The 16986-nt window shown below is 61.6% G+C and carries 17 protein-coding genes; 5 read left to right on the forward strand and 12 right to left on the reverse strand.

Annotated elements, in window-relative coordinates; all coding sequences use genetic code 11:
- Positions 1-148: 148 nt before the first annotated feature.
- Positions 149-313, reverse strand: a complete 165-nt coding sequence (locus K7H91_RS22080; protein ID WP_230722361.1) for a hypothetical protein — start codon at positions 311-313, stop codon at positions 149-151.
- A gap of 392 nt (positions 314-705) precedes the next feature.
- Between K7H91_RS22080 and K7H91_RS22085 the strand changes: the two genes are divergently transcribed.
- The 4 genes from K7H91_RS22085 (at position 706) to K7H91_RS22100 (ending at position 5834) form a co-directional block, all read left to right on the forward strand.
- Entirely contained in the window at positions 706-3189 is a 2484-nt protein-coding gene (locus K7H91_RS22085; protein WP_230722362.1) for a heavy metal translocating P-type ATPase, read from the forward strand.
- Positions 3190-3329: 140 nt separating this feature from the next.
- Positions 3330-3518, forward strand: coding sequence for a hypothetical protein (locus K7H91_RS22090; RefSeq protein WP_230722363.1), 189 nt, complete (start codon positions 3330-3332; stop codon positions 3516-3518).
- 168 nt (positions 3519-3686) lie between these two features.
- Positions 3687-5135, forward strand: a complete 1449-nt coding sequence (locus K7H91_RS22095; RefSeq protein WP_230722364.1) for a multicopper oxidase family protein — start codon at positions 3687-3689, stop codon at positions 5133-5135.
- 261 nt (positions 5136-5396) lie between these two features.
- Positions 5397-5834, forward strand: a complete 438-nt coding sequence (locus K7H91_RS22100; protein ID WP_419197512.1) for a YqaA family protein — start codon at positions 5397-5399, stop codon at positions 5832-5834.
- 267 nt (positions 5835-6101) lie between these two features.
- Here K7H91_RS22100 and K7H91_RS25910 read toward each other — a convergent pair whose 3' ends face one another.
- From K7H91_RS25910 to K7H91_RS22145, 10 genes are all read right to left on the reverse strand, one after another.
- Positions 6102-6278: a YrhK family protein gene (locus tag K7H91_RS25910; RefSeq protein ID WP_419197514.1), complete on the reverse strand. Its 177-nt coding sequence runs from the start codon at positions 6276-6278 to the stop codon at positions 6102-6104.
- Positions 6279-6626: 348 nt separating this feature from the next.
- Positions 6627-6761, reverse strand: coding sequence for a DUF305 domain-containing protein (locus tag K7H91_RS22105; protein WP_230722366.1), 135 nt, complete (start codon positions 6759-6761; stop codon positions 6627-6629).
- A gap of 344 nt (positions 6762-7105) precedes the next feature.
- Positions 7106-8611 (reverse strand): tripartite tricarboxylate transporter permease, encoded by a 1506-nt coding sequence (locus tag K7H91_RS22110; protein ID WP_230722367.1) that lies wholly within the window; start codon positions 8609-8611, stop codon positions 7106-7108.
- An 18-nt stretch (positions 8612-8629) separates the two neighbouring features.
- Entirely contained in the window at positions 8630-9061 is a 432-nt protein-coding gene (locus tag K7H91_RS22115; protein ID WP_230722368.1) for a tripartite tricarboxylate transporter TctB family protein, read from the reverse strand.
- A gap of 26 nt (positions 9062-9087) precedes the next feature.
- On the reverse strand, positions 9088-10020 hold the full coding sequence (locus K7H91_RS22120; RefSeq protein ID WP_230722369.1) for a Bug family tripartite tricarboxylate transporter substrate binding protein: 933 nt from the start codon (positions 10018-10020) through the stop codon (positions 9088-9090).
- Between the two features lie 136 nt (positions 10021-10156).
- Positions 10157-11656 (reverse strand): tripartite tricarboxylate transporter permease, encoded by a 1500-nt coding sequence (locus K7H91_RS22125; RefSeq protein WP_230722370.1) that lies wholly within the window; start codon positions 11654-11656, stop codon positions 10157-10159.
- 16 nt (positions 11657-11672) lie between these two features.
- Positions 11673-12173, reverse strand: coding sequence for a tripartite tricarboxylate transporter TctB family protein (locus K7H91_RS22130; RefSeq protein WP_230722371.1), 501 nt, complete (start codon positions 12171-12173; stop codon positions 11673-11675).
- Positions 12174-12237: 64 nt separating this feature from the next.
- Positions 12238-13197 carry a Bug family tripartite tricarboxylate transporter substrate binding protein gene (locus K7H91_RS22135; RefSeq protein WP_230722372.1) on the reverse strand — a complete coding sequence of 320 codons (960 nt, stop codon included), beginning with the start codon at positions 13195-13197 and terminating at the stop codon, positions 12238-12240.
- 143 nt (positions 13198-13340) lie between these two features.
- The gene (locus K7H91_RS22140; protein ID WP_230722373.1) at positions 13341-13985 is read right to left on the reverse strand and encodes an HAD family hydrolase; all 645 of its coding nucleotides are present in this window, start codon (positions 13983-13985) and stop codon (positions 13341-13343) included.
- A 94-nt stretch (positions 13986-14079) separates the two neighbouring features.
- On the reverse strand, positions 14080-14964 hold the full coding sequence (locus tag K7H91_RS22145; protein WP_230722374.1) for a dihydrodipicolinate synthase family protein: 885 nt from the start codon (positions 14962-14964) through the stop codon (positions 14080-14082).
- A 268-nt stretch (positions 14965-15232) separates the two neighbouring features.
- Between K7H91_RS22145 and K7H91_RS22150 the strand changes: the two genes are divergently transcribed.
- Positions 15233-15931: a GntR family transcriptional regulator gene (locus tag K7H91_RS22150; RefSeq protein WP_230722375.1), complete on the forward strand. Its 699-nt coding sequence runs from the start codon at positions 15233-15235 to the stop codon at positions 15929-15931.
- Positions 15932-15995: 64 nt separating this feature from the next.
- Here K7H91_RS22150 and K7H91_RS22155 read toward each other — a convergent pair whose 3' ends face one another.
- The gene (locus K7H91_RS22155; protein WP_230722376.1) at positions 15996-16973 is read right to left on the reverse strand and encodes a sugar kinase; all 978 of its coding nucleotides are present in this window, start codon (positions 16971-16973) and stop codon (positions 15996-15998) included.
- Positions 16974-16986 lie beyond the last annotated feature (13 nt).

The raw sequence follows: 16986 nt of genomic DNA on the forward strand, positions 1-16986 counted from the left end.
AAGCCGCCGGCTATGAACCTATATGATCGGAAACTGCTCTAGCTTAGTCCCAGCATTTGATCGATCGGATCAATGATGAAACGATCCGGTTCGATTGTCCCTCGTTTGCTTTGAAGACCCGGTTTGACAACCAGTTCTGACGGATGAACTACCGGAGGTTTTCGACCGGGCTCATCTCGGGCGACTTCAACGGCAGCGGCAGGATGGCAATGTTTTCGGGCACGACGAGATTGTTGAACATGTGCGAGCGCGCCTGATCCATAATGAGGATGGCGTGCGCGTCATCGGCGACATGACCGCAGGCTTTCACCACACTGTTGTTGTGACACTGCCAGCATTGAGAGAGAACAGCGGTCTTGAAGGGAAGCGAACCGCCGACCTCTTAAGTCTCACCTATTTCGTAGACAAAACAAGGTTTAGAGGATCGCGGCGGTTAATAATTCCTTGGTCGGGAGACCACCCCGTCATCGTCGCCCATCGCATTGCGTTTCGGCGACGGGAAATGTCTGGTTGGATCAAATCACTCTGAAGTGTTCGGCGATGGGCTTCACGCCTTCAGCTGTCGCTGTGGCAATCTGGAAACCTGCAGTCGCCGGAAGAGATCCACAAGGCCCTACGTTCACCAGACCTGCATCACCGGCCTTGACCTTCCAGTTGCTGGAAGGACCATATTGTGGAAGACCGACATCATCAGGAGGCCACACAATGCAGCATTCGCACACCAACCACTGGTCCGGATCCGGCAACGACGGACATGCTGCGAGTGAGACCGTAACGCGCGATCCAGTCTGCGGGATGACGGTCGAACCGGACGCCGGGAAGCCTTCTGTCGAGCATGATCACCGGCAATTTCACTTCTGCTCGGAAAAATGCCGGGATCGCTTCGCGGCAGACCCGACGGTCTATCTGAGTGCTGAGAATCCGGTCTGCGGCATGTCCGTCGACCGCGCCCGTGCCCGCCACATGGCGAAGCACGGCGGCGAAAGCTATTACTTCTGCTCCGGCGGCTGCCAGGCGAAGTTCGAGGCGGATCCGGAGCGCTACGCGTCCGGTCCCGCCGAGGCCGAAGCGCAGCCGGAAGGCACGCTCTATACCTGCCCGATGCATCCCGAGATCGTGCGCGATCACCCCGGAAATTGCCCGAAATGCGGGATGGCGCTGGAGCCGATGACGCCTTCAGCCGATGCCGGGCCCAACCCTGAATCTGTCGATTTCAAGCGCCGACTGATGATTGCCGCGCCGCTGGCGCTCGCCGTCTTCGCTCTCGAAATGGGCAGCCATCTGGGCCTGCCCTTCGAGAACTGGTTCGGCCGCACGCTGTTCGGCTGGCTGCAATTCGCGCTGGCGACGCCCGTCATGGTGATCTGCTGGCCGTTCTTCCAGCGCGGTTGGTCGTCGATCGTCAACAAAAGCCCCAACATGTGGACGCTGATCGCGCTCGGAACCGGGGCGGCCTATGTTTTCTCCGTCGTCTCGCTTGTCGCGCCCGGGCTGTTTCCCGCGGCGATGCGCGACGCTATGGGCATGGCCCCGGTCTACTTTGAAGCCGCCGCCGTCATTCTCGTACTGGTGCTGATCGGCCAGGTGATGGAGCTTGCCGCGCACGAACGGACGGGCGATGCGATCCGGGCGCTGCTGGATCTCGCGCCGAAGACCGCGCGCAAGGTCACCGACGGCGGCGAGGAGGACGTCCCCGTCGAAACGCTGCAGGCGGGCGACGTGCTGCGCGTGCGGCCCGGCGAGAGCGTGCCTGTCGACGGCATCGTCATCGAAGGTCGCTCGTCGGTTGACGAAAGCATGATTACCGGGGAGCCGGTCCCGGTCGAAAAGAGCGAAGGCGAGCCGGTGACCGGCGGGACGCTCAACAAGAACGGCAGCTTCCTGATGCGCGCCGAAAGCGTCGGCGCGGAGACGACGCTCTCCCGGATCGTCGACATGGTCTCCAAGGCCCAGCGTTCCCGCGCGCCGATCCAGGCGATGGCAGACCGGGTGGCATCCTATTTCGTGCCGGCCGTCGTCGCGGTGGCGGTGATCGCCTTTCTGGCATGGCTGGCATTCGGCCCCTCACCCGCGCTTTCCTATGCCTTTGTCGCGGCGGTTTCGGTGCTGATCATCGCCTGCCCCTGCGCGCTGGGGCTTGCAACCCCGATGTCGATCATGGTCGCTACCGGACGTGGCGCGAATGCAGGCGTGCTGATCCGCGATGCGGAAGCGCTGGAGCGCTTTTCAAAGGTCGACGTGCTGGTGGTGAACAAGACCGGCACGTTGACAGAAGGCAAGCCGACGCTCACCGACGCCGAGCCGCGGGACGGCTTCGACCGCATGGACCTGCTTTCGATTGCGGCAGCGCTTGAGCGCGGCTCGGAGCATCCTCTCGCCGAAGCGATCGTCGCCGGTGCTCGCGAAGCGGAAGCGCCGGAACGGGAAAGCAGTGATTTCGCTGCCGTCACCGGCCAGGGCGTGACGGGAACGGTCGACGGACGCAGGGCGGCGCTTGGAAACGCCGCGCTGATGGAGGCGGAAGGTATCGATGTCATCGCCTTGCGGGAGCGCGTCGCCACGCTTCAGGGCGAGGGCAAGACTGCGATGTACGTCGCCGCCGATGGCCATGCTGCCGGAATTGTCGCCGTCGCTGATCGCATCAAGGAAACCACCCCGGATGCGATCCGCGCGCTGCACGAAGCGGGCATGCGCATCGTGATGGCAACAGGCGATGCCGAGGCAACCGCGAAAGCCGTGGCGCGGACACTCGGGATCGATGAGCTCCATGCCGGGGTGAGCCCGCAGGACAAGCACGACCTGATCGAGCGCCTGCGCCGCGACGGCCACGCGGTCGCCATGGCCGGCGACGGGGTCAACGATGCGCCAGCGCTCGCGGTCGCTGATGTCGGGATCGCCATGGGCACCGGCGCGGATGTCGCAGTCGAAAGCGCCGGCATCACCCTGATCAAGGGCGACCTGACCGGGATCGTGCGCGTCCGTCACCTTGCCGAGGCGACGATGGCCAATATCCGCCAGAACCTGTTCTTCGCGTTCGTCTACAACACCGCAGGCGTGCCGCTTGCCGCCGGGATCCTCTACCCCTTCTTCGGCCTGCTGCTTTCGCCGATCGTCGCGGCCGCGGCGATGAGCCTGTCCTCGGTCTCGGTCATCGGCAATGCGCTGAGGCTGCGGGCGACGAAGCTTTAGGACGGCTCATGCATCGGGACCCGCAGCACGCCGCGACACGGCCCAAGATCGGCCATGATCGCCCCGCACTGTCTGCTGATCGCCGGTGCGCCGAGGCATTCCGGCGCCGGCGCACGGCGAATGGGTTGAACATGGGGTACATGCGGACAATGAGAGCGGCGGTGAAGGCGCTGTGCATTGTCACGGCCATGCTTCTCGGCGTGCTTTCGCCCTCCGCGGCGAGCGCCGTCACGCATTGCGCAACCTCGCCCGAAACCGCAATCACCCAGGCGCAGCCCGCCGGCGCCCTGCATGACATGGACCGCCGACGCCGACTTCGGGCCTGCTGACACGCATTGCCAGAAACCTCACCTTCCCCGATCTCTCCTCGCGCCTGAAGGGCCATCCCGTTCCGCCCGATTTCGAGCCTCCCCGCTCCCTCGCATGAACCGCCGGCCATGCCGGCCATCCTTCATGTGACAATGCCGGTCCGATGACCGGCCATCGGGAGAACGATCATGTATCGCAGACAATTCATGCAGAGGCTCGCGCTTGGCGCGGCAGCCTTCGGACCCGGCCTGCCTATCGCCTGGGCCAGCCCCGCGCGGGCGCGGCAGACGCCCATCGACCTTCAGATCACCAACCGCACGATCGAGGTGAACGGTCAGTCTGCCAGCGTCTTCGGCCTTACCGGGCCCGGCGGCAAGCCCGGCCTCACCCTTGAGGCGGAACGCCCGTTCGATGTGCGCCTTGCAAACAACAGCAACGAGGCGACGCTCGTTCACTGGCATGGCCTGACGCCGCCATGGGAGATGGACGGCGTGCCCGACAATCCGGCGCCGATGATCGCGCCGGGGGAAGAACGCCGCTACACTTTCCCGCTCGCCGCCGGCGGCACGCACTGGATGCACGCCCATACGCTTCAGGAACAGAGCCTGCTGGCAGCGCCGCTGATCATCCTTTCGGAGGAAGACAGAAAGGCCGATGTGCAGGACGTCGTCATCCTGCTCCACGACTTCTCGTTCCGTTCGCCCGAGGAATTGCTCGCCGGCCTGACGAAAGGTGGAAGCGGCCATGGCGGGATGATGGGCGGTCACGCCATGATGATGCAGGGGCAGAACATGTCCGGCACGGCGATGCCCGGCATGGCGATGTCCGGAATGCAGATGGACCTGAACGACATCGACTATGATGCCTACCTCGCCAATGACCGGACGCTGGACGATCCGGAGGTGTTTGCCGTCGACAAGGGCGGCCGGGTGCGCCTGCGCGTCATCAACGGCGCCACCGCCACCAGCTTCACCATCGACGCCGGCACGCTTCCCGGTCGCCTGGTGGCCGTCGATGGCCAGCCGGTCCAGCCTGTTTCCGGCGCCCGCTTCGGGATTTCGATGGGGCAACGCCTCGACATCATGCTCGACGTTCCGGCCGAAGGCGGGGCCTTTCCGGTTCTGGCGCTGCGCGAAGGCGCGCGCGAACGGACCGGCATCATCCTGGCGACGCGCGGCGCGACCGTTACCAGGGTATCAGGCTTCGGGGCGGAAGACGGCCCAGTGCTGGATCTCACGCTGGAAAGCCGGCTTCGCGGCCTTTCCGCTTCAGAAGCCGGCTCCACAACCCGTAGCCATGACCTCGTCCTTTCCGGCAGCATGTCCGGCTATGACTGGAGGATCGGCGGCGCGGACCAGTTGCGCGCGCGCCGCGGCGATCACATCCGGCTTTCCATGACCAACATGTCGATGATGGGACATCCAATGCATCTGCATGGCCATCACTTCCAGGTTGTCGGCATCAATGGCAGGACGCTGGAGGGCGCGGTGCGCGACACCGTCTATGTGCCGCCGATGGCAAAGGTCGATATCGCGTTTACCGCCGACAATCCCGGCCGCTGGCCCTTCCACTGCCACCACCTCTATCACATGGCGAGCGGCATGATGGCCTACCTGGACTACGAAGGGCCGATCTGAAACGGTTCGGGCAGAGGTTCCAACGGGCGCCTCGGTAGATGGGGCGCTCAGACGATGCTGCCGCTGGTTGCGACGTCCAATGAATCAGATCGCCCGCTTCCTGCAGAGGCGGCGGGCGTCTTGTGCGAATGGTCGCTCGGAAAGCGACCGTCAATGTGGTAAAGACGCTGGCGCTGTGCTCAGGGCAGCGCTTGCCACTAAGTTGAATGCCATAGTAACGATAGCGCCAGGTGCACAACCACACCCGCGTCGACCAGTAATGTGGATGGGTTGTTCTCACTAGCCGGGCTTTTCGCAATTGCGTTCGTCGCTGCAACAATCCTGCCTGCCCAGTCGGAGGCCGCCTTGGTCGGCTTGCTGGTTCTCGGCAAGCAATCGCCTGCCCTGCTGATTGTCGTCGCCACGATCGGCAACGTGCTCGGCTCCGCCGTCAACTGGGCACTCGGATGCTGGATCGAGCGGTTCCGGCAACGGCGATGGTTTCCAGTGAACGAAAAGGCTCTTGACCGGGCGACACGCTGGTATCATCGATGGGGTCGCTGGAGCCTTCTTCTCAGTTGGGCTCCCGTTGTTGGCGATGCCCTGACCGTGGTCGCTGGCGTGCTGCGCGAACCGATCTGGAGCTTCCTGCTTCTCGTGACGATCGCCAAGGCCAGTCGCTACATTGTATTGACGGTCGTTGCATTGGGGGTGCTGTGATGTGGCAATTGTCCCAGCACATCCCCGCGCTGCGGCGCGACACCTACCTTGCCTGTGCAACTGTATCAGTTTGTCTGAAAGCGCATTTGATCGAGCAACCTCTCTGCGTTTCCGCGAAACCGGCCTCGAAGCGGCGGGCTATTGAGCCTTTTTCAGTCGCGCCAACTGGCTGAGAAATCCTTTAGGCTTTGATCGCCGAAGTTCCTTTTTTTTTCGGGCCGGCGGCGATGGAGGCGCGACGCGCGGAGGAAACCCAGTGGGCGGCCGTCACGTTTTGTCGGTCACATCCACGAGCAGGCGCCCCAACGCCCCAATCAGCATGAAAAAGGAGCCGACGATAAAGAGCCAGACGCCCAGCGTTTTGTATTGCTCCAAAGAAGGCAGGAAGAAGATGCTTCCGACGAAGAAGCCGATATTGCCGAGAAGGCCGAGGGAAAGGTGGATCCATCCATATTACCTGACCAGCGTGCGAATAGGGCTGTTCATTGTGCTCGCTCCCTTCAGTTGTGTGTAAGAAAATCAACGCGCATTCGCTAAGCCAGTTCCAGCAAGAACGGGTCCAAGTCGGCAGCCGCTGGTATGGCGAAACCACTGGTCTCCTGTCAGTCGCTAGCTGGCCCATCTTTGCAAATGGACAGCTTCAGTGATGACACCAAATACAGAAAACCCGCGCCTGAGGGCTTCGTGTTCGGTTCACCGGAATGGTCCTCATCTCATGAGGCAAGGCGCCCTGCACAATTGTCTTGACGCCTTGCAGTTGGAGAACGCGGGGCAAGCCCGCTTCCTCGCCCATCACTCGGTCTCGATGCCACGCTGACGCAGCCAAGCGCGCATGGCCTCGATCTCCTTCTGCTGCTCGGCAATGATATGTTGCGCCAGCGCCATATTGGTGCGATCCGACCCGGCGGCAAGCTGGATGCGGGCCATGTCTGTAAATCTGCATAGGGGTTCTACGCCGATCGGTATGATAAGTCTTTGAAAGGGTTAAAGCGTGTGGGGTCCCGGTGTCACGCCGAATGACATCAAAGAACGTCATGCCTTGCCGCCAGGCTCTTTCGACGGTCAGGATGGACCGTTTCATCTCGGTGCCCTCCCACCCGGAAGGCACACCGTCACGGTAAGCAACGCCCCCAAGCGCCCAGCCGCCGAAGCCGATTTCCGACACTTTCAGGCCGGTCGCTCCCAAGTCCCGATAGATCATGTGATTCCCTTCTTTTTCCTGGTCTGAGCGAGGTCGTGCGGACGGATCTTCAGTGTAGACCCGCGGAGGGTCACGAACCGGAGACTTCCTGTGCCCGACGTCTCCCCAGCTTCATGATTTGCGGCATCACAATCATGAGGCCGATTCCGGCAAACGCCAAAAGGCTGATCGGATGGTCGACAAAGCCGCTGATGTCGCCATCGTCCAGAATGATTGCGCGGCGCAGGTTGTCCTCGATCAACGGGCCGAGAATGAAGCCAAGCACCATCGGCGCGATCGGAATGTACAACTTTCGCATGAAGAAACCGAATGCGCCGAACCCCAGCGCCAGCCAGGCGTCGAACAGGCTGGCCGACGCTGCATAGGAGCCGATCAGACACAGCGAGATCACGACCGGCAAGAGATATCGCGGCCGGGTTTCGAGAATCTTGAGCAGAACCGGCAAGCCCGCCAGGCCGATGGCCAGGAAGAATATATTGCCCATGACGAACAGCAGGAACAAACTGGACACCAGTTCCGGCTGCTCCAGGAACATCGCCGGCCCGGGCTGCAACCCGTGGATCAGCAGGGCGCCGATCAAGATGGCGGTGACGGCATCGCCTGGAATGCCGAGGGCGAACATCGGAACCAGCGCGCCGCCGGTGCCACTGTTGTTGGCCGCCTCTGCGGCGATGACGCCCTCGGGCGCGCCACGCCCCATCTGCGCGCGGTTCCGGCCTATGCTCTTTTCCAGCCCGTAGGACATGACAGATCCGATGGTGGGTCCGGATCCCGGCATGATGCCAATCACGAGGCCCGTGATGATCGAACGGACCAAGACCGTGAACCGGACCAACGGCTCCAACAGGCTCTGATAGACGCCTTTCAGCTTCTGCGTTACTGGCGGTCGGTCGGCCAGCCCCCTGTCCACCACGGTCAGAACTTCGGCAATCCCGAAGAGGCCGATCATGACCGGCACGAATTGCAGGCCGCCGACCATCTCGGACTGTCCGAAGGTAAACCGGGGGTACGCCCCGGCGGGATCATTGCCTGCGGTCGCAAGAAGGAGCCCCACCGCACCGGAAAGCATGCCTGCGACCGGTGCGTCGCTGACGAAGGCGATCACCACGAGGCCGAACAGCGCGACCGCGAAATATTCATGCGCGCCGAGCTTCAACGCCCATAGCGCTGCCGCCGGAGCAATGGCCATGAGGACGGCCGCGCTGGCCAGCCCGCCGAGGACCGATGCCGAAATGGCCAATCCGATCGCGCGCCCGGCCTGCCCCTGTTCGCGGAGCGGCGAGCCGTCCAGCGTTGTCATGATGGCCGCGCCAGTGCCCGGGATGTTCAACAATATGGCTGCAACCGATCCGCCGAACGTGCCGGCCGCGTAGGCGGGCAGGAGAATGGCAAAGGCCTGTTCCGGCGACAGGGTGTAGGTCATCGGCACCAGAAGAGCGACGGCCATGGCCGAGGTCAGGCCTGGCAAGGCCCCGATCAGCAGCCCCGCGACGGTTCCGATAAAAACCAGGATCAGGATATCCAGCTTGAACACAAGTGGAATGCCCAGAGAGACGGCGTCGAAAAAGCTGTACATGGTCTTCCTACTCCGGACCTATGGTAGCGGCATTTGCAAGACATGAACGAACAAGCCGTAGACGGCGCCGCCCGCAATCGTCCCGACGGCTGCAGCGGACAGCAAAGATGCGCCCAGAACAAACATCAGCCCGACGATGAGGATGATCACCGGCACCAGCAGTCCGACCTGACCGAACAGGAAGGTAAACACGACGAGTGACAGTAGCAGGGTCGCCGCCTGGGGGGTGCCCTTTCGTACAAGAGTTACCGGGCGCGCGCGCCCGCTTTTTGCAAGTCCGACGGCGATGGAAGTCAGCGAAAGCAGGGCGATCAGCCCGATGATGAGGAGCGGGAAGAAACCCGCTCCAAGACCGTTTTCAAGGCTTTGCAAAGGAAAGTTCCGGGCCGTCAGCCATGCGCAAAAGGCGATGACCAGGCCCAGAAATCCGGTTGCGATATCCGTGTTCATTATCCGCTACCCGCTTTTCGCGCCGGTCAGCGCAGCATACCTGCGCTATCAATCAAGGATTTGAACTCGGCGTCGACGCTCTCGACGTAGGCCTCGCTCTCCTCCGGCGTAAGGTACCAGCCGCCTTGGCCGCTTTTTTCAAGGTGAGATTGGTATCCCTTGGAGTCATAGGCAGCCTTGACAGCGTCGGCAAGCACTTGAACCACGTCATCGGGAGTGCCGGCCGGAACCGCGAAGCCGCGGGACGGACCGAAGATAAAGTCGAAACCCTGTTCGCGGAAAGTCGGCACATCCGGCGCCTTGGGATTGCGGTCTTCGGCTGCGATACCGACCATCTTGACCAGACCCGCCCGGGCCATGGAACTGGCCTCGGGCGCACCAGAGCCGGCCGCCACGACTTCGCCGCCGGCAACAGCCTTCAAACCTCCGGCAGTCCCGCCCTTATAGGTCACGGTCTTCAGCCCCAGGCCGTATTTCTCGTTGAGCGCTTCCCAAGCCCAGTGGTACGCCGTGGCCGGACCGCCGTCGCTGACCTTGGCGCCGGGGTTCTGCCGCGCCCATTCCACGAATCCTTCGACATCGTCGTAAGGCTGATCGGCCCGGACCGCGATGCCCCAGGCATCGGCGTTCACCATGCCCAGAAGCCGGATGTCCTCAAGCGGATCAATCCAGGATTCAGATGTTTTCAGGTACTTCTGGATCGCGGCATTCAACGGCAGAAAGATCGCCATGGTGTAGCCGTCGGGTTCGGCAGCCACCAGCTCCTGCCAGGAGACCAGACCGCCGCCGCCGGGCTTGTTCACCACGACGACCGGCTGACCCAGAACCTCTTCCATTTCCACGGCGATCTTGCGCCCGATCGCGTCCGTGCCGCCACCGGCTCCAAAACCGACCAGCATCGTGAGCGGCTTTTCGGGATACTCGGCCAGCGCGCTCGCCCCGCTAAAGGCAAATGCCATGGTGGCTGCCAGCGCCGTCTTCCACGTTCGAAGTGTCATTGTATAGTTCCTCCCGTTTCGTTCGATTCAGATTGTCGACGCTCCAACACTTATTGTCAACAATCTCTATGTCATCAATTTTGACTTCTCCCTCGTATCACGCCGTCCTGCGGCGCAGCATCCACTTGATCGCCGGCATGAACAGCAGCAGGGCGCTGAGTGCGAGCAGCCCGAGTGCGATCGGCCTCTCGAAAACGGCGGTATAGTCACCGCCCGAGATCATCAGACCAGTGCGCAGTTTCGCCTCGGCAATCGGAGCAAGCACGAAGCCGATCACGAACGGAGCCAGGGGAATGCGCGCCTTGTTCATCAGAACCCCCAGTGCACCGCAGCCAATCATCACCCAGACATCGAACATCCGGTTGTTGAGCGCAAAGGAGCCGACGACACAGAAAACCAGGATCGGCGGGAACAGCAGCGACAAAGGTATGTCGGTCAAACGCCTCAGGAAGCGGATCGTGCTCAGCATTACGGCAAACATGACGAGATTGGCAAACAGCGCCGCGCCCATGATCACATAGACCAACTCGGCGTTGGTGGTGAAGAGCAGGGGCCCGGGCGTGATGCCATGGATCACCATTGCGCTCATCAGGAAAGCATCCGCGATGCTTCCGGGGATGCCCAAGGAGATCAACGGAATGAGTGCGCCGCCGACGGTGGCGTTGTTGCCCGCCTCGGAGGCGACGATTCCCTCTTCCGAGCCGTGGCCGAACTCTTCCGGCGTGCGGGAGGATTTCTTGGCGACCAGATACGACATGACCGACCCGATATTCGCGCCGACCCCGGGCAGGATGCCCACCATCGTTCCGATCACTGCCGAGCGTGCCAGATTGACCCGGTGCCGCACGACATCGGCGATACGAACCGTGATCGTCCTGACCGGACCGCTGGAATCGACCGCGCGCGTATCGGATAGCAGATCACCGACGACCTGGCTGATGGCATAGACGCCAACCAGAACCGGTAGCATGGAGAAACCGGCCTCCATGCTGGGCATGCCGAAGGTGAGACGCGGCATACCGATAGACGGGTCTTCTCCCGGCAAGGCCAGCAGCACGCCCAAGAGCCCGGACAAGAGGGCCTTGGCCATGCTGCCGTCGCGAACCGCCGAGATCAGCAGCAGCGCCAGAAGTGCCATAGAGAAATACTCCCAGGGCCCGAACTGCACCGCGACCGAAGCCAGCGGCATTGCCAGCAGCACAAGAAACAGCCACGACATCAGCCCGCCCGCGAGCGAGGCCATGGTGCCAAGTCCAAGCGCCCGGCCCGGCTGACCACCGGCCGCCATGGGATATCCGTCAAGCGTTGTCATGACGCTGGCCGGTGTGCCGGGCATGCTGAGCAATGTCGCCGAAATGAGACCACCGCTCACCGATCCGACATATTCGGCGACCAGCAGCGCCATTGCCTGCTCGGGCGTCAGGAAAAAGGTCGCCGGCAAGGACAGGGCGATCAACATGCTGCCTGTCAGGCCGGGGATCGCGCCGACCGTCACACCAAGAAACACGCCGATCAGCAAGTACGGCAGGATCGAAAGCGACAGCACCGTGGCCGTTCCGCCAGCCAGACCCGCGAATAGACCGAAGACTTCTGTCATGGGTTCATACCTCTTTTCAGGGGAGCTCGATCAACAGGAACCGCGCGAAGATCACGTCCAGGGCCACGCCGAGGCCCAGTGACAGCAGAAGCGACAAGATCAGCCACTGCCGGAGACTCCCTTCGATCACACGGCTGGCGAGGAAAAGGAATACTGCGGTCAGCAACCAGAACGGTGCGCGGGTCGCCTCGAGAAGCACGACGAAGATCAGAAACAATCCAATCGTGCCCGTGCCCTTGAAGATGCCGTGCTGCATGTATGGTTTCGCGCGCCGCGCCTTCAGGGCCTCGGGGTTGACGATCGGAAGGTCCTCGAATTCATTGGCCCTCTTCAACCAGGCCTCGACGACCATGAAGACCGACAGGATGATCAGGCTAACGGCAACAGCCAGCGGTGCCGTGCCCGAACCAAACTGATCGACGCTGATGTCCGGCGCCACACCGGCCTGTTGTATCGCCATCGCGGAAAGACCGATGACCACGATGGCCATTGCCCATATTGATCTCGAGCTATTCATGTCACCTCCGGCGCTCGACACAACCCGACGCCGCAGGCGCGGCACCGGGTTGACGGGTCGCGATCTACTGGCTCATTGCTTGCGCCGCGACCGGTTCGATCTTGGCGTATTCATCCGCGATATAGGCATCCAGCTCTGCTCCGCGGCGAAACTCCGGAATGGTCAGGCGGTTTTCGAAGGCCGTCTTGACCTCTTCGGTCTGCATCGCCGCTTCCAGAACGTCGGCGAGCTTTTCGACGCGATCCTCGGGCGTGCCGGCGGGGACGAACCACCAGTATTCAAAACAGTAGGACACATCGAAGCCCTGCTCCTTCGCCGTGGGAATATCCGGAAGCGCCGGATGGCGATCATCGGCCAGGATTGCCAGCCCGCGCAGGCCGGCAGATTCGCTGGCCTTGAACTGGCCGGCCGAAAAGGCGGTGATGTCGATATGGCCGCCCATCAGGCTGGTGGAATTGGCAACATCGCCGCCGATCTGAACGAAGCGGAACTTCGAGCCTTCGTTGCTGGATTGCAGCAGCAGCCCGCCCATATGGTTCAGCGCACCGAGGTTCACGCCGTAAGTCAGCGTATCCGGGGTCTCGCTGGCCGCAGCAAGCGCCTCTTCAAGGCTGTCGAAGGGAGAGTCTTCTGCCACCGCCACCGTCAGACAGACGTCCCCCGTACCCGCAATCGGCTCGAAATCACGATATCCAAAGTCGGCCAGCCCCGTGGCTTCGCTGGTCAGAAGGGTCATGTGGTTCATCAGGACCGTATAGCCATCCGGTTCCGCGTCCTTTGCAGTCCGCGACCCGATGCGGCCTCCGGGGCCTTCGATATTGGTCACGACGATTGGAACATCGACCAGATCATTCGCTTCAATGGCGCTTTGGAAAATGCGCGCGATGGCGTCGGAACCGCCGCCCGACTTGAAAGGCACGATGACCTTGATCGGGCGTTCCGGAAACTCTTCCGCAATGACTGTGGCGGGTGCCGCCAGCAACGTGGCAACTCCAAGACCAGCCGCTAAAAATTGTGTCAGCATTTTTTCCTCCTCAGTGGCGGCACAACGTTCATGCCTTCGTGTGACTCCTCCAGCCACGCCATCCAGCCTCTCATACAACTTTGATATTGTCTACAATAAGATTGTGTTATTTACGAGGATCTTCGGCGCCCTCCGTCTCGCCGTCACAGCCCCAAAAGACCTGGCAACGCGCGCATGTCGTCGAACAGGATGTCTGCAAGAGGCTCCAGTTTCTCGGGCTTCTCGTTGGCAAAAAAACCCAAACTGCGCATGCCCGCGGCGCGCGCGGCGCGCAGCCCAGTCACGCTGTCCTCGATCACGGCACAGTCCGACGGCGCCACGCCTGCATCGGCTGCGGCCCTGAGATATACATCGGGCGCCGGTTTGGCTGCGGGCATGTCTTGGGCAGAATAGAGACGTCGGCTCAGCCTGCCCCACAACCCGACGCGCTCGAACATGATCTCCATCTTGCGAAGTCGGCCGTTCGAGCACACGGCATAGGGAATTCCGGCCGTGTCCAGCGCATCAAATACCCCGGATATCCCGGATATGATGCGAACTTCGCGGTCAAGCCGTTCATAGAGATAGACATAGAAGTCTTCCAGCCAGCTCTCCGGCAAGTCAACGCCCCGGCGTCGCAGGTCATCTCCCATCGCGGCCAAGGTGGCGCCGCCGGACAGTTCCTTGAGGTCGCCCGAAGTCAGGGCAAGTCCGTACGCCTGCAGGTTTTCCCGCAAACACTGAAATGTCGTCGCTGCGCTGTCCACGATCACGCCGTCGCAATCGAACAGGACCAGTTTGGCTTGCATCGGTCACCTTCGACGTCAAAGAGAGGGGTGGCACATGACGCGCAGCGTCAGGCAGGCACGGGCGAAGGAACTCCCTCGCCCGCCGCAATCCACGTCACTCGAAGTGCTTGTACTCCGCCAGCGCCTTCGCGATGTCCGCTTCCTGCTTTTCGGTTTTCGGCAGCATCGGCAGTTTCGGATGGCCGATGTCGATCCCGCGCGACCTCAGGGCCGCATGGTAGAACGGCACCGGGATGCCCGATCCGGTCAACTTGCGAAGCTGGTTGGCTTCGCGCTGCAGTTTCAGGGCGCCTTCGAAATCGCCCTTGTTGGCAGCATCAAAGATCCCGTTGACCACCTTCGGATAGAGGTTCGAAAGACCCGAAACACAACCCGTGCCGCCGCCGACAAGCGCCGGCAGAAGGATTGTCTGCGAACCGACGAGCACGTTGAAATCCTCGAAGTCGAGGGTCGCGGCGACAAGATCGTAAAACAGCTGGATGCTTGCGGAACTGTCCTTAACACCCTTGAGACCGCGCTCCGCCAGGGCGCGGACTTGCTCGGGCGTGACGCAGAAATTGGTGTATTTCGGGTTGTTGTACAGATAGATCGGCGTCTCCACCGCGTCGATCAGTCGGTGGAAGTGCGCGTCCACTTCTGCCTGCCCGTGCAGGTAGTAATAGGGCGTCAGCGACGCGATGGCCGAGACCTTCCGCGCCTCTGCAAATTTGGCGATGTCGATCGTGGTGTGCGTATCGGGATCGCCGGCGTGGACGACGATCGGAATGCGACCGTCCACTTTTTCGGTAACTACGTCGATCACCTGCTTGCGCTGATCGACCGACATGATCGGGCCGGAGCCGTAGGACCCCACGACATAGAGACCGTTCACCTGCGGCACCAGCCAGTCAAGGAAGCTGTTGAACTTGGGAACGTCGATGTTTCCGTCAGTGTCGAAGGGCGTAATCAGCGCCGGCATGGCGCCTTTGAAGTTCTTCATACTCATCTCGCAGGTCCTATCCGTAGTTCGGTTCAATCTCAGTGCTTGCCGATCAGGTCAGCACTTGAGCTGATTGATAAGAGTAAACATTACGATTGTCAACAACCGCAATGACACAAAATCTTCATCCGTTCCGTTGATCTGCGAAAGAAAACCATCTCAAAGCTTGCGCTGCCGAGACAAAACTGGCTATTGTCGACAATAGCAAAAGCCCTCAGCGCGAGACGTGGATGTTGCAGAGAGGTGCCTGGTAAAACGAGGAGACTACATGCTGCTGGCAAAAAAGACTGTCCGTAAGACAATGTCTCTGGCTGAGCAGATCGCTCAGCAGGTTGCCGAGTCCATCGTGCAAGAAGAGCTTGCCCCCGGACAGGCCATCACCGAGCAAAGCCTGTCGGACAGCTTTCAGGTCAGCCGTGGACCGGTCCGCGAGGCACTTCGCATCCTCGAAAAGGAAGGCCTGGTCGATATCATCCCGCGCCAGGGCGCACGCGTCACCCACCTGACGATCAACGAGATCAACCAGGTGTTCGAGCTGCGTGCCGTCCTGCTGGGTTATTGTGCAGCCCGCGCGGCGCACAAGAAAACTCGCGACTGCGTCGAGGCTCTGACCCGCGGATGTGCGGCTCTGGAACGCAATCTGGTTTCCGACGATTCGCTCGGCGTCCACATGGATGTCAGCGCCGAAATGAACGAAAAACTGGTGACCGAAGCCGAGAATCTTCGCATTCAGGAGATGGTTTTTCAGCTGGCCAGGCAGACCGCGCGCTATACACGACTTGGCCTGTCGGAAAAGGCCGCGCGCGAAAACAGTGTCGAAACTTGGCGTGAGTTGATCCGCCTGATTGCCGCAGGCAACGAGCGCGAGGCCGAAATGCTGGAACGTCGCAGGGTTCTGGACGTCCGGCAATTCGCCGCGCGGTTCCTGGACGACGAAACCTCGGCGAATGAGACGGCCGACTCCTGACTTTGCAAGTGTCTGAAGCGTCAGAAGGAGTGGGCAGGCAGCCCACTCCTTCTGACGCGCTCAATCAGCGCACCACGAAATTCGATTCGCTGCGGAACTGATGAAGGTCATCCCAATCGGGCAATGCCTCGATATTACCCGGCAACCGGATGGACCAACCCGCGACCGCGTTGCCGAGGGAGACCGCCTCGCGCACCGGCAGCTCCTCGAGCAACCCGACCAGGAAACCGGCCGCGAATGAATCACCGACACCGAAACGGTCCACCGGGCGGTCGGTCAGATAGCTGGCCACTCTTTCGATCGTATTGTCGCCAGACAGGATCGCCCCTTCGCGCCCGAGCTTGAGAATGACCTGGGGCAATCCGAGGCCGTGCAGATAGCCAAGCAGCTTCTTTTCGCAGGTTACTCCGGTCAGTTTTGCCAGATCTTCCTGTCCCGCCAGCACATGATCCGCGCGCAACATCAGGGGTTCGAGACATTCGCGCGCTTCCTCGGCGCCCCATACCTTGGCGCGGTAGTTCGGGTCGACCACCACGGTGACGTTATTCGCCTTTGCAATATCGACAGCACGGTCGACTGCCGCGCGGCAGGTGGCGGACAGCCCGGGCGTGATGCCCGTCAGATGCAGGATTCGGGCGCTGGCGATATAATCTTCGTCAAGATCGTCGGGCCCATAGGTCGAAAAGGCCGAGTGCTTCCTGTAGTAATAGACCGAAGACGGTCCCGATGCCCGATTTTCGCGAAAGAACACACCAGTCTGGGCCTCGGCGCTCTTTCGGACAGAAGATACATCGACATTCTCTCCGCGCATGACGTTCAAGATGTATTCGCCGAACTCGTCGTCGCCGACCTTCGACATCCAGCCCGCGGAATGTCCCAGGCGCGCGACGCCAACTGCGACGGTGCTTTCGGCCCCACCGGGGCGCCGCTCGAATTCGGATGAATACCGCAGCGGCCCACCGGTTTTAGCGACCAGCACCGCACAGGTTTCTCCTATTGTTACCAAGTCCGGAATGACCTTGCTCCTTGTACTGCGGCGCACGAAGGCAGGCGGT

Origin of the sequence: Martelella mediterranea (assembly GCF_021021415.1) — a bacterium.
In the GTDB taxonomy this organism is placed as follows: Bacteria; Pseudomonadota; Alphaproteobacteria; order Rhizobiales; family Rhizobiaceae; genus Martelella; species Martelella mediterranea_C.

What these genes read in the sequence shown, in the direction of transcription:
- K7H91_RS22085 (WP_230722362.1), top strand. Translation starts at nt 706, where the DNA reads ATGCAGCATTCGCACACCAACCACTGGTCCGGATCCGGCAACGACGGA.
- K7H91_RS22090 (WP_230722363.1), top strand. Translation starts at nt 3,330, where the DNA reads ATGCGGACAATGAGAGCGGCGGTGAAGGCGCTGTGCATTGTCACGGCC.
- K7H91_RS22095 (WP_230722364.1), top strand. Translation starts at nt 3,687, where the DNA reads ATGTATCGCAGACAATTCATGCAGAGGCTCGCGCTTGGCGCGGCAGCC.
- K7H91_RS22105 (WP_230722366.1), bottom strand. Translation starts at nt 6,761, where the DNA reads ATGGCCCGCATCCAGCTTGCCGCCGGGTCGGATCGCACCAATATGGCG.
- K7H91_RS22110 (WP_230722367.1), bottom strand. Translation starts at nt 8,611, where the DNA reads ATGTACAGCTTTTTCGACGCCGTCTCTCTGGGCATTCCACTTGTGTTC.
- K7H91_RS22115 (WP_230722368.1), bottom strand. Translation starts at nt 9,061, where the DNA reads ATGAACACGGATATCGCAACCGGATTTCTGGGCCTGGTCATCGCCTTT.
- K7H91_RS22120 (WP_230722369.1), bottom strand. Translation starts at nt 10,020, where the DNA reads ATGGCATTTGCCTTTAGCGGGGCGAGCGCGCTGGCCGAGTATCCCGAA.
- K7H91_RS22125 (WP_230722370.1), bottom strand. Translation starts at nt 11,656, where the DNA reads ATGACAGAAGTCTTCGGTCTATTCGCGGGTCTGGCTGGCGGAACGGCC.
- K7H91_RS22130 (WP_230722371.1), bottom strand. Translation starts at nt 12,173, where the DNA reads ATGAATAGCTCGAGATCAATATGGGCAATGGCCATCGTGGTCATCGGT.
- K7H91_RS22135 (WP_230722372.1), bottom strand. Translation starts at nt 13,197, where the DNA reads ATGCTGACACAATTTTTAGCGGCTGGTCTTGGAGTTGCCACGTTGCTG.
- K7H91_RS22140 (WP_230722373.1), bottom strand. Translation starts at nt 13,985, where the DNA reads ATGCAAGCCAAACTGGTCCTGTTCGATTGCGACGGCGTGATCGTGGAC.
- K7H91_RS22145 (WP_230722374.1), bottom strand. Translation starts at nt 14,964, where the DNA reads ATGAAGAACTTCAAAGGCGCCATGCCGGCGCTGATTACGCCCTTCGAC.
- K7H91_RS22150 (WP_230722375.1), top strand. Translation starts at nt 15,233, where the DNA reads ATGCTGCTGGCAAAAAAGACTGTCCGTAAGACAATGTCTCTGGCTGAG.